The organism is Flavobacterium sp. AC274, from assembly GCF_979258275.1.
Genome location: NZ_OZ409852.1, coordinates 2005062 through 2020382, shown reverse-complemented (window position 1 = coordinate 2020382; position 15321 = coordinate 2005062). Strand labels below are relative to the sequence as shown.

The following is a 15321-nucleotide window of genomic DNA, read 5'->3' as shown; positions in this document are numbered from 1 at the left end:
AAACTTATTACTCCGCTTTTAATCGTAAATTATTCATTACCGTTTTAGGAGAAAGGAATTCGAATTTAATCTTATCATTGTCTTTTACCTTTTGAACTCCTTCAAGCAAGATTTTATCATTTTCTCCTAGTCCGCTGCTTACAACATATAAATCCGGAATTTCACCTGTAATTGTGATTTCTTTAGAAGTTACCACGTTGTTTTTATCAACTACGAAAACGTATTTTTTATCCTGAATTTCATAAGTTGCTTTTTGTGGAATTACGATAGCATTTTTCAACGGAACAAGCATTTGAACTTTTCCTGTTTCACCATTTCTTAACAGTTTTCCTGTATTTGGGAATCTCGCTCTAAAAGCAATATTTCCTGTTTCGTTATCGAATTCACTTTCAATAACTTCAACATTTCCTTTATATTTAAAAGACTCTCCATTTGCCAAAAGCAAACCAATATTATTTCCTGCACGGTCTTTTACATCAGTTTGATATTGAAGATATTCTGGTTCAGATACATTGAAATAAGCAAACATTTGACTGTTGTCTGAAAGGCTTGTCAATAATTCTCCTTCGTCAATAAGACTTCCTAATTTTAAAGGAATTCTATCGATTGTTCCGTCAAACGGCGCTCTGATTTCGGTAAATGATAAATGTAATTTTGCTAATGCAACTTCTGCTTTTGCTGATTGTAATTTTGCCTGAGCTACACTTAATTCGTTTTTAGAAACGATATTTTTATCTGCTAATAATTTAGAATTTTGCAATTCAATTTCTGTTGATTTTTGCTCTGCCTGTGCTTTAAGCAATTCTGCCTGATACATGTTTGGCATAATTTTAAACAACAACTGGCCTTTTTTTACAAACTGACCCTCATCAACATAGATGTTTTGTAAAAACCCTTTTTCCTGGGCGCGGATTTCGATGTTTCGAACAGATTTTATCTGCGAAACATACTCTTTAGTAAATGAAGTGTCAATTTTTACAGGGTTGGTAACTGTAAATTTTTCTTCTTCTTCTTTTTCTTCTTTTTTTGATGTACAACTGGTAAGGCACAACACGGCAAGCATGCCCGTTAACACGATAATTCTTTTCATTGGTATGTAATTGGAAATTAAGCGATTGAATAAGGATACAAAAAATCCCTTTAGATGTAGAAAGCATCAGTCGCCAATACGTGAATTGAATGTCGTAAGTGTGGTAAATTTTAAGAAGTAAATTCTAAAAATAAAATCCATATTTATGCATGATCACGCTTTTGGTAACCGATGTATAAAATAGAATCAAATTCTTAAAACTCTCTGAGTAATGTAGATAGGATTTGACTGGCCACAAGATGAGCCGAAAATATCAAAATGATTGGAAGATTTTGCAGCGCTTTGACGAGATAATGTCAAATACCAGCTATCAAGTAAGCTGTAGTTTGTTGCAAAAAATTTATTGGAAAGTCCACCTTTAAGATTGTCGCCAAAATACTCTTCATCCAAATCTATATCAGCATCTTCAATTATTGAACTGCCTTGTTCGTTATTGGTAAATTTTACGCGGTGTCTTTTCTCAAGATTGTGGTGAGAATTTAGGTGTGTTTCAGCATTAAGGTATTGCCCTCCGCCTAGCAGAAGGAAATTCATAAATGTTAAAAATACTACTAACTTTCTCATTTGAGTGCGAAAGTAATAAAAGATCGGAATAAAAAAATAAAATAAGAAAGTCTTAACAAGTTATAATTTGCGAAAACGTTTTCTTTTTATTTCACTATTAATTCAACAATAATTAGAGCGATTTTGTGCGGAAATAATAGAGCAAATTAACATAAAAGTAACTTCACTAAAATATTGACAAATAAGCAAGTTCCAAAAAACGAGAATCGTAAATATTTGATTCTCTATATTTTATTTCGCAATTATGATGCTATTTCTAAAACAAAATTTCCATTATAGTAAATTCCTGTTCGTTTTTTTCAAAAGTTTTATAGGTATCTGACATTCCAAATTTCCCGTAAAAATTCTTTTTATTTGTTCTGGCATTACACCAAACTTTTTTACTCCTTTTTCTTTTGCCAATTTCAAGATATAATGCAATAATCCTGACGCAATTCCCTGTCCCTGAAATTGTTCTAAAGTTGCTAATTTCCTAAACTGCATTTCATCTCCAGAAAAAAACAGGAAACTATTGAAACTAATTGGTCATCTGTAAAAACACCAAAATGTTCTCCTAAATCATCTTCCTTTAATTGAACAAATTCAAAAGGCTGATCGGGCCACATAACGTCATGTCTGATTTGCCAGGTTTGAGAAGCCTGTATTGCTGCAATTTTCATTTTAAATTCTTTTGTTTTCAAAATTAAGCCAATTTGCTTTTATTCTTCCTCAAAGAAAAGACAAAAACATATCTATTTAAATACCAGACAAATAATTAAAAAATAAATAAGATAAATCTCTCTATTCTAATGAATAATAATTATTTTTATAGTAACTAAAAACAACAAATCCAGTTATGAAAAAATTCCTTGCAGCAGTATTATTATGTATAAGTGTAAATGGTTTTGCACAATTAATACAATTTGGACCTCAATTTTCATCCAATATTACTTCAGCGGTAACAGATGATTTTAGTTCTAAAAGTTCAGGTACAGATATAGGTTTTTCGGGATTTGCGAGAGTTAATTTATTGCTTTTTTACGGTCAGGCCGAATTTGGTTATGGAAAAAATAAATTTAGTGTTTCTCAAACCGGAATTGGCGAAACGGAATATGAATTATCAGGAACAGACGCTTCTTTAATTGCTGGTTATAAAATACTTCCGTTTGGAAAACTAGGAAATCTTCGTGTTTTTGTTGGCTATAACTGGAAACATTACTCTGATATAAAAGCCAATAACGATCTTAGCTTAATTGCTTTTGAGCAGGACAACAGCAGTATTCTTGGCGGTGTAGGCGTCGATGTATGGAAATTTACTTTTGATGCCCGTTACCTTGCAGGTCTATCAGATCTTGATGCTTCTAACAGAGAATTAAAAACAGGAGTTGTGAATTTTTCACTTGGGTATAAATTTTTATAAAAATAAACACCACAGATTTCAGAGATTCAAAGAATTATAATCTTTGAATCTGTGGCAAAAAATATTTAGCTTTAATTCGAAAATGCATTCAGAGTTTCCATTGCTTTTTCTATATCTTTTTGATTTACAAAAATATGATCGTGATAAAATGCTGCGACAACATTACAGCTAATTCCGTTTTCTGAAAGTGCTTTCGAAAATGCTGCCGTTAATCCAACTGCTTCTAACGAAGAATGAACAGTTAATGTTATCCACGCCATTATAACGGAATATTCCAGCTTTAGAATCTCTGCTATTTCTTTTTTCAGAATTAAGGTAATCGCTTCTTTTTCTCTAAAGAACATTTCAACTTCATTTAGATTTACGTTTTCTAAATTGGCAACTTTACAAAAAACATAATCTCCGGAAATATGTTCCGGTTTCATGCTTTTTAGCAATTGCTTTAAATCTTTTTCTCCTGACATGACTATTTTTTACTAAACAATTATTTTAAGAGTTTTTCTAATTTAGATCTTGTTTCCGGAAAATCTTTATCTAAAGTCAATGCTTTTTGATAATTGGTAATAGCATTTTTTTTATCTCCGTTTGCTTCATAAAAATCTCCAAGAGAATCAAATACGTTCGGACTTTCTGGATAATTTGTTACATTTAGTTTAAATAAATAACCTGCCAAATCATTATCCTTTTTTGAAAGAGCCTGATAACCATATACATTTACGACCTGCTCCGGAATATTTACTTTATAACCAAGATGTTTCGATACATTTTCATAATGTTTTTCAATTTTAGCAAAAACCGCTTTATTGAAATTCATTTGCTCTCCAATTGAAAGCTTTAATTGATTAAAAGAAAAAAGAAAACGAAGTGCGTCATAAGTCGCAATTAAGGGAATCGAACCATGATTATCGTCTTTATAATATTTGTATTGATATTGTAAATTGCTTTTTTTATTCTGACTTAAAAAGTCGTTTAAATCTAATGCAGATCGAATATGTTTTGTAATTACTGAAGTATCTTTTCGAACTTTTAGAAGATCCATATTGTCTTCCATCGTATTGGCAACACCTAAAAACAGAGAAACATTTGCCAAATTTTTAGTTGCTAATGTTTTTGTGGTTTCTTTTAAAAACTTTTGCTTATCCCACCACATACTCGGATCGATGGCAACATAAGAATTGAATAAATTAGTATGATTGGTAAGAACATTCATAACGGTTAATCCGCCAAAAGAATGTCCAATTAGTGTTTTATAAGGTGCTGTTGGATATTTTGAATCGATATAAGGGATCAATTCTTTCTCTAAAAATTCTGTAAACTTTTCTCCTCCGCCAGATTGCTCACTTAAACCTTTATTCACAAAAGGCAAATCGATATCAGAATGTGTTGGGGTTAAATCTCTGGTTCTGTTTGTATTTGGAATGCCTACAACAATCATTTCCGGACATATTGTGTTTCCGTTTATTTCGCTTAATTCCTCTATCATTCCAACAACAGAGCTAAAATGGGCATCTCCGTCTAATAAATAAACGACCGGATATTTTTGGATAGAAAATCCTTTATATTGAACACTTCTGGGAAGATGAATCCAAATTTTTCTTTGTTCATTTAAAACTTTCGAAGAAATACTATCAATTGTTCCTATAGTAATCTGGTTTTTATTTTGAGCGTTTGAATAATTTCCAAACAATAAAATACAACATAAAAGAATCATATTGAAATTTAGAAAAACTGAAAAATTACCTCGGAAATTAATTTGTTTCATCTTTGTTTTTGCGTTAGTAGTTAGACAATAAATATAAAACAAAAACGATAAAAATTGATTTTTGAATCACCAATTCTAAGAAAAATAAAAGCCGCAAAGAGTTTTATTTCTTTGCGGCTTTTATAAGTATTATAATTAGAAAAACTCTTTTTATCAGTAATTACATTTTCAAATAATAACGTTCTAAATTTTCACTTTCAATTTTTTCAACACCGTTTTCCGTTTGTTTGGCAATGTTTATTACGTGTAATGCATGTGATTTATCATCGACAGTGCAATTCCAAATTGTACCATCAGACAAAATAACGGCCGAAAATAATGAATCTGATTTGTCTTTGTTGTAATAAACTAAGTTCTCTGTTTTTATTATTTTTTTAACCAAAGTTTTTTTGTCCTGCTCGTAGAACAAAATCTTATTTTCTGATATTTCAACAAATTCATCAACTAACTTGTTTTGAGAATCCTTTGTTGTTTTTACTGCCCAAAGTGGTTTATCGCCAATCAGTTTCCAGGTACCCAAAGCTTTTTGCATCATATCTTTTCTCAGGAGACATTTTAAAGTATCTACTTTTTTAATTGATTCCTGACCCAATTCATTTTCAGGTTTAATTTTTGATGCCACAGAAAATAGATCCAATGCGTTTACAAAATCTGATTTTTTGTAACAGGCAACAGCTAATTCGTATTTATTTTTTTGAAATTTAGCCTTTGCATCGATCTGAGCAAAGCTTTTAATTGCAAATAATAAAATAATAACAGTAAAGTATTTTTTTCTCATTTAAAAATGGCTTTATTTTTTTGCAAACATAATTGTTAAATTCGTAACTATTTTACGCTTTTACGTATTTTTTTATAAAGCACAAACCAATAACACGCAAATAATTATATATCAACGAATTAAAACGCAAAATCCTCTTTCTTAAAATAAGAAAGAGGATTTTTTATTGCTAAAACAGATAATTTATCTTACTAAAAATATATTATTGTTTGGTGTGGCATCCATAAAAATACCTCCATCAACAGTTATCTGCTTAATTTGTTTTTTATTTTTTAAGGTAACTGAAGCTGTTTTTTGATTGTTTTGCCAAATTGCCGGAGTTTGATGCAAAGTTTCTTTTGAATCGTCTGTGTAAATGACATTTACGTCAAATGGAATAGCAAAACCTCCCACGTTTTCTATAGCTACAATATTTTTTTCGACTTTTTTAACGGAAAGGTCTATATAATTATTGGTAAAAAACCAGTTATTAAAAAACCAATTCAAATTTCGTCCTGAAGCGGTGTTCATCGAATTAAAATAATCCCATGGAATTGGATGTTTTCCGTTCCAGTTATCCATATAAGCGTGAAGCGATTTTTTGAACAAATCATCTCCAAGCAAATCTTTTAATGCAATATAGGAAAGAGAAGCTTTTCCGTACGAATTGTTTCCGTAACCCGGACCTGAAAGTTGAGATGACATTGAAATTATGGGCTGATCTTCTTCTGTTGAAACATCATTTATATAACCTTCTACTCTGAATTCTTTATAAAATTTATCAGCAGCTTCTTTACCATGTTCTGCAATTCCTATTAAATATTCAAAAGTGGTTGCCCAGCCTTCATCCATAAAAGCATAACGCGTTTCATTGATTCCCATGTAAAAAGGAAAATAAGTATGTGCTACTTCATGATCCTGAACTAATTGTGCAAAAACCGGATCGTTCATCTGCGAATCATTACACATCATTGGATATTCCATATCTGCAAAACCCTGAAAAGCGGTCATTTTAGAAAATGGATACGGAATTCCCGGCCAGTTGTTTGAAAACCAGTCCAGAGCATATTGATTGTTTTTAATCGAATTTACAAAATCAGTTCCTTTTATATCATACGCCGCCTGAACACTCGCACGACGATTTGTTTTTTTGTCTACAACAACGCTGCTCGCATCCCATAAATAATGATCGCTCAAACCAAAACAAACATCTGAGATATGTTTTGCTTCAAATTTCCAAACATTCCATTCGTTTTGCTTTGTTACTACGCCACTTTTCATTTCCTGTTCGTTTGCAATATGCAAGATTTCATCTGTTACATATGATTTTTTCAAACGCGCTGCAAATTCAGGCTGTAAAACCTCATCCGGATTTAATAAATCTCCGGTTCCGTAAACTACATAGTTTTTAGGTGCTTTTACAGAATAGGTATAATCATTAAAATCATTGTAAAACTCCTGACGATCTGTGTGTGGTAATCTGTCCCATTTGTTATAATCATCAAATACAGTAACACGTGGATAACTGTAAGCTGCAAAGAAAGTCGTATTATCAATTTGTCCCTCTCTTCCACTCTCTTTTGATAAAGGATAATGCCAATCGATATTTATTGTAATTTTAGAATGTGGCGGAATTGCTTTTTTCAATTTTACATTTCCAACTGTTCCCCAGCTTCTGGCATCTTCTTTATAAACTTCATCCCCAATTTTTAAAGCTGTAATGGTTAATCCGTCGCTTAAAAAATCATCACTAACAGCTCCTCCCCTTGGCGAAGATGGTTTATGAAGGTTGTTTACAAAACGAATTGGTAAATTTTTTAAAGTATCGCTGCTATTGTTTGTATAGACAATAGTTTCAGTACCGCTGATAATTTTTGTGTTAGCATTTACAGTTAATGCGATATCGTATTTTCCGTGGTTTTGCCAGTAATTTTTTCCAGGTTTTCCGTCCATCGAGCGGGTACCTTTTGCATAAGCTTCTTTGATATTTCGCGGCATATAAAGTTCCTGCGCAAAATTATTTTGTGCCAAAAACAAAAAGACAATTAGTATAAATTTTTCCATACGTGGTTTTGGGAATTTTGTTTATTTAATAGTTGCTATGAATATTAGTTGCGTTTTTTTATTGAATGTTACAATTCTTTAAAGATATTTTTAAGTTTAGGGTTAATTTGCCACGAAGGCACAAGGACGCAAAGATTCTTTTTAAAGACACAAATTAAAAAAACTTTGCGTCTTCGCGACTTTGCGAGATTAAAATTTAGCTCAAAACAAAAAAACTTTGCGTCCTTGTACCTTCGTGGCAAACAAAAAAACCGCCTAATTCAAAAGAAAAAGACGGCATCTACAATTTAATATATAACCTTGATCACTACAAAATATAATCGGTATTAATGAAGTTTGATTCCTTGCTGTTTAACAATTCCTGCAAAATTTCATTATTGTAAGCGATATCTTTTGAAGCTACAAACGTACGAATTGAGAATGAACGCAATGCATCCGGGATACTTAAGGTTCCTACGGCAGAATCTTTACGACCTGTGAAAGGGAAAGCATCCGGGCCTCTTTGGCAAGAACTGTTCAGGTTTACTCTGCACACTAAATTCACTAAAGAATCAATAAGTGGAGCCAAAGTTTTAATATCTTTTCCGAACAAACTTACTTGTTGTCCGTAATTTGATTCGGCCATATCATCCAGAGGTTCATCAATATGTTTAAATGAGATAATTGGCACTACAGGTCCAAATTGTTCTTCGTGATAAACTCTCATTTCTTTATTTACCGGAAATAAAACTGCCGGAAAAATATAATTTTCAGTATGTTTTCCACCTTTTTCATTCAGGATTTTTGCTCCTTTAGAAGTTGCATCATCAATTAATCCCTGAATGTAGGCTGGTTTATCTGTTTCAGGAAGCGGTGTTAACGAAGCATTTTTATCCCAAGGGTTTCCAAATACTAATCCGTCAACTTTTTCAGAAAAACGTCTGTTGAATTCTTCTGCAATAGATTCGTGAACGTATAATACTTTTAGAGCCGTACAACGCTGTCCGTTAAAAGATAAAGAACCTGCAATACATTCCTGAATTGCCAAATCCAAATCGGCATCCGGTAAAACGATCGCCGGGTTTTTGGCTTCTAAACCTAAAATTAAACGCAATCTGTTTTTATTAGGGTGTTGATCCTGCAAAGCAATCGCTGATTTACTGTTCCCTATTAATGCCAAAACATCAATTTTCCCTGATTTCATGATTGGAGAAGCAATTTCACGGCCTCTGCCATAAACAATATTGATTACACCTTTTGGAAAACTGCTTCTAAAGGCATGCAATAATGGCGAAATACATAAAACACCATGTTTTGCCGGTTTAAAGATTACGGTATTTCCCATAATCAAAGCCGGAATCAATAACGAAAAAGTTTCGTTAAGCGGATAATTGTAAGGTCCAAGGCACAAAACAACACCCAGAGGTCCACGGCGAATCATGGCATTAACACCTTGTACTTTTTCAAAATGAGAACTACGTCCGTTCAGTTCTTTATAACTATCAATCGTATCCTGAATATATTCTACCGTTCTGTCAAATTCTTTTTGCGAATCGCCAAGATTTTTTCCAATTTCCCACATCAAAAGTTTCACCACTTCTTCGCGGGTATCCTTCATTTGTCTTACGAAATTCTCCATGCATTTAATTCGGTCAGCCACTTTCATCGTTGGCCATAAGCCCTGACCTTTATGGTATGCACCATTGGCAGCCTCAACAACTTCTGCCGCTTCTTTTTCTCCCATAAACGGGATTGATCCTAATAATGTTGGCGAGTATTTTTCTGTAGAAGAAATCGTCGAAAAAACAGGGGTTGTTTGTCCTGTCCATTGTTTCAATTCTCCATTTACAAGATAAGTGTCTTGATTTATTAGTGTTTTAATCTGATATTCTTCGGGTATAAAACTCATAATCTGGTAATTTTTATAGTTTGGTTATTAATAGCAATTTCAAAAGAAAAAAGAGGCCTTTTATGCCTCTTCTTTACTTTTATGGGTTTACAGTTTCACCTTCCCAGTCCAGGATTCCACCAAGCAGGTTATAGGCATTTTGTATACCTAACTCATTCATAACCTGGCATGCTTTGGCACTTCTTGCTCCAGAACGGCAATACACATAATAATTTTTATTTTTGTCAAGTTCTTCGATTTCATAAATAAATGCCTGACCTTTATTGATATCAATATTTAAGGCATTTTCGATATAACCGTCATTAAATTCGTCTTCAGTTCTTACGTCCAGTATAACTGCATTCTCGTCAGCAGCAAGCTGATTAACCCAATCTTCTTGTGATAAATTCATAATATGTGTTTTTTGTAAAATTACGACGTTTCTATTAATTAAAAACGTACCAAATGCGATTTCGATTATTATTCTCAGAAAACGTTTTAGAGAAAGTATAATAATCAGTGAAATACAAATTTACTTACTATTTTTAAAAATATACTCTATAAAATCGATGGAAAATAGGTTTTTTGCATTTACGTAAAATACATCTTAAAAATAGTTTTCTGACAATTAATAACGTTTCAATCTGCTATCTTTGTATAATATTATGTTCTTTAATCTTAATTTGATAAAAAAAGATTACCACGAATTTCACTAATTTTCACTAATTAATTCGTGCTGATTCGTGAAATTCGTGGCAAAAAAGCAAACCAGATACATGCAAAATTCATTACAAAACATATTTCCCAATTTCTCCAGCGAACTTATTTCTACTATTGAAGAAAATGGAAGCGCACAGGATTTTGAAGCAGGAACCATTTTAATGCGAACCGGACAATACATTAAAAACACAGTTTTGATTACCAAAGGAAAAATCAAAATTTATCGTGAAGGCGAAGATGGCGGCGAATTTTTAATGTATTATCTTCAACCGGGACAAGCGTGTGCAATTTCTATGATTTGTACAGCCAAAAGCGAGAAAAGCCAAATTATGGCAAAAGTTGTCGAAGATGTTTCGGTCATGATGATTCCGCTGCAAATGATGGACAAATGGATGATGGAACACAGAACATGGTATGAATTTGTAATTGAAACTTATCGAAGCCGTTTTGAAGAAGTCTTAGAAGTTGTCGATAATATTGCCTTTAGATCTATGGACGAGCGTTTAGAATTTTATCTCAAAAGACATTCTGATGCCTGTGGCTGTTCTGAAGTAAAATTATCGCATCAGGAAATCGCAACCGAATTAAATACTTCACGCGAGGTCGTATCCAGATTACTCAAGAAAATGGAACAACGCGGTTTGGTCAAACTTAACCGCAACCAAATTGAGCTTTTAAAGTAAAAAAGCCCGCGGATTTTACGGATTAAACCGGTTTTCACTGATTTTCTTTTTGCCAGTTCGAGCGTCCCGAAACTTCGGGAGAGAACTCACAATGCATATCTCCCGAAGTTTCGGGACGCTCGACGTGACAAATTAGAACTTTTAAAATTAAAAAAATAATCTGCGACAATCCGTTTAATCCGCCAAATCCGCGGGCAAAAAAAATCCGCAAGCAAAAAAACTCTTATGTGATAAATGTTACTGTACATTTCTAATTAACGAAGCACCTTTGCATAAAAACAAATGCAATGGAATATTTAGGCTATTTTGCTTCAATCATTATCGGGATTTCGCTTGGCTTAATTGGTGGCGGCGGATCTATATTAACGATTCCGATTTTGGTGTATTTATTTAAAGTAAATCCGGAGCAAGCCACTTCTTATTCTTTATTTATTGTTGGATTAACCGCAATGTTTGGGAGTTACAGCCATTACAAAATGGGAAACCTCAAACTAAAATCGGCTTTGTATTTTGCGATTCCTTCTGTGATTTCGATTCTGATTATTCGCGAAGTGATTTTTCCTCAAATTGCTTCTACTTTATTTTCGATTGCTTCTTATTCTGTTTCCAAAGATTTTCTGATTATGATCATCTTTTCGGTATTGATGATTACGGCAGCAATTTCGATGATTCGAAAAAACCAACCCGAAATAAAAGGTGCCGAAACGAATTATATTCAACTCAGCTTCATAGGTTTTATTGTCGGTATCATAACCGGATTCCTAGGTGCCGGCGGCGGATTTTTGATTATTCCTGCCCTTCTCTTCTTCGCGAAATTACCCATGAAACAGGCCGTTGGAACTTCATTATTAATTATCTCAATCAATTCTTCGATAGGCTTCGCAGGAGATTTATACATCGGAACTCCTATAAATTACCCTTTTTTATTAGGCATTTCGGCAATGGCACTCATGGGAATGATAATTGGAAGCCAGCTTTCTAAAAAAATTGACGGAACTAAACTAAAACCAATTTTTGGCTGGTTTGTTCTCGTTATGGGATTTTATATTATTACAAAAGAGGTTTTATTTTAGTTCACTTGTAGAGTAATCTTTGTCAAAGTTTTAAATTTTGACAAAGATGAAACTAAAAAATCCGTTTATTTCAGGGAATAAGCGGATTTGTATTTTTTGGGCGTTTCCTTCGGCCGGGCTATCCGCTATATCTTTTTATTTTTAAAGAAAAAACAAAAAGGATACCGCTTCTATCCCTAACGCAAACTCCGTTAAATTAGAATTTTTTGTCATTAATTAAATTTCCAGAGACTTGTTAATAACCCATGGAATATGAGCTTCAAACTCGACCTGAATTAATTCACTTTTATCTTTAAAAAAAGTTAAACTGCTTTGCTCACAAAAACCTATCGAAAAATCATTTCCGATCTCTGTTAACCCAATATAAAAACCTGACTTTTTAATATCTTTTTTACGATTTTTACCTTCAATAATTTTGCCTTTAAAATGAAACCATCCTGCAATATGATGTAATCCATTTGGCAGAATCTGCCAGGAACAAATTTCAACTTCTTTATTATAGTCAATTCCTAAATTTAAAAACAAATCTTTAACTTCTTCAGGGAAAACATTTTCTCTATTTGCAATATAATTTTTACAATCATTGCATCCACAAGAGGTGCTGCCGCTATTAGTAACTCCTGTGTAGGTCTCTAGAGTTAAAGTTTTATCAACTTCAAATTTCCAATTTTTAAACTGCACAACTTCCATATTATTTTTTTGAATTGCCTCCTGCTTTAGCTGGAGGAAACTTATTAATAAAAAAAGGCTTTAGCCAAATAGTTATAAATTTGGCTAAAGCCCGTCACTTAATCATTTTGACCGTTGGTTAAAACCAACGGCTATTCATATAATAATTCGTGAAATTATTCTCAAATAAACTAATGCTCCCCATACCCAATATCATCCATTTTCCCGCTAAAAACGCGATATTGAATAATAAAATAAATAATTACCAAAAACAAAGCGATAAAAAACCAGCTTAATCCTGCGTTTAAACCGTATTCTCCTGCTGCGGTATTATAAATCGTTAACGATGGATTTACTTTATTTGTGGAAGGCAAAACATTCGGAAAAATTGAAACTGCTGTTGAAGCAAATCCGCCGACTAAAAATAAGGAGGAGAATATAAAGGCGTGGCCGTCTTTTTTGAAGGAACGTACTTTGAATAATCCTAAAATACCAACAAAAGCCATTACAGGAAAAAACCAAAGAATTGGCGTTTCAATAAAATTATGAAACGGTTCCGGCTCGATAAAATGCCAGATTTGCAGTGAAATGCAAACCAAAACCAATAAACCAATATTAAGCCTGAAAACCATGTTTTTTAGTTGCGGATTCAAATCTGAATTGGTTTTAAAAATAATCCAGTTGGCACCATGAATCATTAAAGCGACAACACTTACTATTCCCAGAAAAAGTGTAAACCAATCTATAATTCCCAGTTCATTTGCCTGCGGACTAAAAGTTGGATTCCACAAAGGCAAAAAGAAAAAATGTGGTTCTTGTGTTGAAACTCCATTTTGCACCATTCCGAGATTGACACCACGAACGATATTTCCTAAAGCAATTCCGAAGAACAGCGCTAAAAGTAAACTCGCGATTCCAAAGGCTTTATCCCAAATTGCTTCCCACATTGGGTGATGCACTTGTCCGCGCATTTCTAATCCTATGGCGCGAAAAATCAAAAGCCATAAAATCATGATCAAAGGCAAATAAAATCCGCTGAAAGAAGAAGCATATAAAGTTGGGAAAGCAAAAAACAAAACTCCCCCGGCAGCGATCAACCAAACTTCATTGGCATCCCAAAACGGACCAATGGAATTTGTGATTGCTTTTTTATCTTTTTCTGTTTTGGCAAAAAATAAATGTATAATTCCTGCTCCAAAATCATAACCGTCCAGTACAATATAAACGGCCAGAATTCCCATTAAAACTACGTACCAAAAAAATTCCATACTTATATTTTTTCTGTTGAAAGTTCCACATGATGCGGACCTTTATTGATAATTTTTCCAATTAAAAGCAAAAACAGCATACCGAGTAAAAGATACAACCCGATAAAACCTAATAAGGTAAATAAGGTATTTCCTGATGAAACGGTTGGCGATGCACCTTCTGCAGTTCGCAATAAATTATAAACAAGCCAAGGCTGCCTTCCTAATTCTGCTGTGTACCAACCTGTTGTATTGGCGATATACGGAAACGGCATCATAAACATGAGCGACCATAAAATCCATTTGGTTTGGTATAATTTTCCTCTAATTAACTGAAAAAGTGATAAAACCATTAATCCAATAAAAATAGTTCCGAGTCCAACCATAATATGATATGCATAATACAATCCCGAAATATTTGTTGGATGTAAATCTTCTTCAAACTGGTCTAAACCTTTGATTTCCTGATCCCAATTTCCGTAAGTCAGGAAACTCAAAATATTGGGAACTGCGATTTTATTGTCCAATTTTTTATCTTTTACATCGGGCTGACCAATTAAAACAATTTCCGAACCTTTTTTCTCGGTATGAAAAATTCCTTCCATCGCGGCAAAAGTTACGGGTTGGTATTTTACGACATTTTTAGCCAGTAAATCTCCCGTGGGAACAGCGACAATAATGCTCGAAATCAATCCAAAAATTACTCCGGTTTTCAAAAACAATCTTCCAAAAGAAACGTTCTTCTGACTCAAAATATAAAAAGCACCTATTCCGGCTACGACAAATGAACTCGTTACCAAAGAAGCTGCCTGATTGTGTAAATATGAAGGCCACAACCACGGATTGAGAAACAAGGCTTTGAAATTCGTAAGGACAAATTTCCCGTTTTCAAGGATTTCATAACCAACCGGATTCTGCATCCACGAATGTGTAGCAATAATCAGATAACCGCTCGCCCAGGAACCAATCATAATTAATACTCCGGTGACAAAATGCCATTTATGTCCGAGAAGTTTTTCTCCAAATAAAAATATTCCAAGAAATGAGGATTCTAAAAAGAAGGAAAACATGCCTTCCATCGCCAAAGTCTGACCAATAATTCCGCCTGTTAATTCAGAGAATTTAGCCCAATTGGTTCCAAACTGAAACTCCATTGGAATTCCGGTTACAACGCCCATTGCAAAATTCAGGGCGAAAATTTTCATCCAGAAATGCGTGGCATGATTGTATTGTTCGTTTTTGGTTTTGAGGTATTTCCATTTAAAATAAACAATGATCAGCGAAAGACCCATTGTAAGTTGCGGAAAAAGATAGTGAAAGGTAATTGTGAAGGCAAATTGCATTCGGTCATAAAAAAGCATTTCTTCCATGAGTGGTATTTGTTTATGAAGTCCCACAAATTTACCCATTAAAACCCGAAATTCCT

The 15321-nt window shown here is 33.4% G+C and carries 17 protein-coding genes; 3 read left to right on the top strand and 14 right to left on the bottom strand.

The features are described 5' to 3' along the window. Positions 1–7 precede the first annotated feature (7 nt). From ACZZZT_RS09555 to ACZZZT_RS09540, 4 genes are all read right to left on the bottom strand, one after another. Positions 8–1090, bottom strand: coding sequence for an efflux RND transporter periplasmic adaptor subunit (locus ACZZZT_RS09555; protein ID WP_463460184.1), 1083 nt, complete (start codon positions 1088–1090; stop codon positions 8–10). A 186-nt stretch (positions 1091–1276) separates the two neighbouring features. Further along, positions 1277–1624: a hypothetical protein gene (locus ACZZZT_RS09550; RefSeq protein WP_463460183.1), complete on the bottom strand. Its 348-nt coding sequence runs from the start codon at positions 1622–1624 to the stop codon at positions 1277–1279. 303 nt (positions 1625–1927) lie between these two features. Then, entirely contained in the window at positions 1928–2137 is a 210-nt protein-coding gene (locus ACZZZT_RS09545) for a GNAT family N-acetyltransferase (protein ID WP_463460182.1), read from the bottom strand. Beyond that, complete coding sequence (locus ACZZZT_RS09540) at positions 2119–2313, bottom strand: hypothetical protein (protein WP_463460181.1); 195 nt, start codon at positions 2311–2313, stop codon at positions 2119–2121. Before ACZZZT_RS09540 ends, ACZZZT_RS09545 begins: the two co-directional genes overlap by 19 nt. Before the next feature lie 176 nt (positions 2314–2489). Here ACZZZT_RS09540 and ACZZZT_RS09535 point away from each other — a divergent pair, with 176 nt between their 5' ends. Further along, on the top strand, positions 2490–3053 hold the full coding sequence (locus ACZZZT_RS09535) for an outer membrane beta-barrel protein (protein ID WP_463460180.1): 564 nt from the start codon (positions 2490–2492) through the stop codon (positions 3051–3053). A gap of 71 nt (positions 3054–3124) precedes the next feature. On the opposite strand, the gene ACZZZT_RS09530 is transcribed toward ACZZZT_RS09535, so the two are convergent. The 6 genes from ACZZZT_RS09530 to ACZZZT_RS09505 form a co-directional block, all read right to left on the bottom strand. Continuing rightward, entirely contained in the window at positions 3125–3517 is a 393-nt protein-coding gene (locus ACZZZT_RS09530; RefSeq protein ID WP_463460179.1) for an ACT domain-containing protein, read from the bottom strand. Positions 3518–3537: 20 nt separating this feature from the next. After that, positions 3538–4764 (bottom strand): alpha/beta hydrolase-fold protein, encoded by a 1227-nt coding sequence (locus ACZZZT_RS09525; protein WP_463460178.1) that lies wholly within the window; start codon positions 4762–4764, stop codon positions 3538–3540. Between the two features lie 211 nt (positions 4765–4975). Further along, the gene (locus tag ACZZZT_RS09520) at positions 4976–5593 is read right to left on the bottom strand and encodes a hypothetical protein (RefSeq protein ID WP_463460177.1); all 618 of its coding nucleotides are present in this window, start codon (positions 5591–5593) and stop codon (positions 4976–4978) included. 183 nt (positions 5594–5776) lie between these two features. Beyond that, positions 5777–7636 (bottom strand): M1 family metallopeptidase, encoded by a 1860-nt coding sequence (locus ACZZZT_RS09515; RefSeq protein WP_463460176.1) that lies wholly within the window; start codon positions 7634–7636, stop codon positions 5777–5779. Between the two features lie 307 nt (positions 7637–7943). After that, the gene (locus ACZZZT_RS09510) at positions 7944–9524 is read right to left on the bottom strand and encodes an NADP-dependent glyceraldehyde-3-phosphate dehydrogenase (protein WP_463460175.1); all 1581 of its coding nucleotides are present in this window, start codon (positions 9522–9524) and stop codon (positions 7944–7946) included. Between the two features lie 79 nt (positions 9525–9603). Next, on the bottom strand, positions 9604–9915 hold the full coding sequence (locus ACZZZT_RS09505; protein WP_302097126.1) for a rhodanese-like domain-containing protein: 312 nt from the start codon (positions 9913–9915) through the stop codon (positions 9604–9606). A 364-nt stretch (positions 9916–10279) separates the two neighbouring features. Between ACZZZT_RS09505 and ACZZZT_RS09500 the strand changes: the two genes are divergently transcribed. Then, positions 10280–10906, top strand: a complete 627-nt coding sequence (locus tag ACZZZT_RS09500; protein ID WP_073395514.1) for a Crp/Fnr family transcriptional regulator — start codon at positions 10280–10282, stop codon at positions 10904–10906. A 34-nt stretch (positions 10907–10940) separates the two neighbouring features. Here ACZZZT_RS09500 and ACZZZT_RS09495 read toward each other — a convergent pair whose 3' ends face one another. Then, complete coding sequence (locus ACZZZT_RS09495) at positions 10941–11117, bottom strand: hypothetical protein (RefSeq protein ID WP_463460174.1); 177 nt, start codon at positions 11115–11117, stop codon at positions 10941–10943. 76 nt (positions 11118–11193) lie between these two features. Here ACZZZT_RS09495 and ACZZZT_RS09490 point away from each other — a divergent pair, with 76 nt between their 5' ends. Then, the gene (locus ACZZZT_RS09490) at positions 11194–11979 is read left to right on the top strand and encodes a sulfite exporter TauE/SafE family protein (protein WP_463460173.1); all 786 of its coding nucleotides are present in this window, start codon (positions 11194–11196) and stop codon (positions 11977–11979) included. 216 nt (positions 11980–12195) lie between these two features. Here the strand turns inward: ACZZZT_RS09490 and ACZZZT_RS09485 are convergent, their stop codons facing one another. The 3 genes from ACZZZT_RS09485 to ACZZZT_RS09475 form a co-directional block, all read right to left on the bottom strand. Then, positions 12196–12669, bottom strand: coding sequence for a hypothetical protein (locus tag ACZZZT_RS09485; protein WP_463460172.1), 474 nt, complete (start codon positions 12667–12669; stop codon positions 12196–12198). Positions 12670–12839: 170 nt separating this feature from the next. Next, positions 12840–13916, bottom strand: coding sequence for a cytochrome d ubiquinol oxidase subunit II (gene cydB, locus ACZZZT_RS09480; protein ID WP_463460171.1), 1077 nt, complete (start codon positions 13914–13916; stop codon positions 12840–12842). 2 nt (positions 13917–13918) lie between these two features. Then, a complete protein-coding gene (locus ACZZZT_RS09475; protein WP_463460170.1) occupies positions 13919–15265 on the bottom strand; it encodes a cytochrome ubiquinol oxidase subunit I in 1347 nt (448 codons plus the stop codon). Positions 15266–15321: the final 56 nt, after the last annotated feature.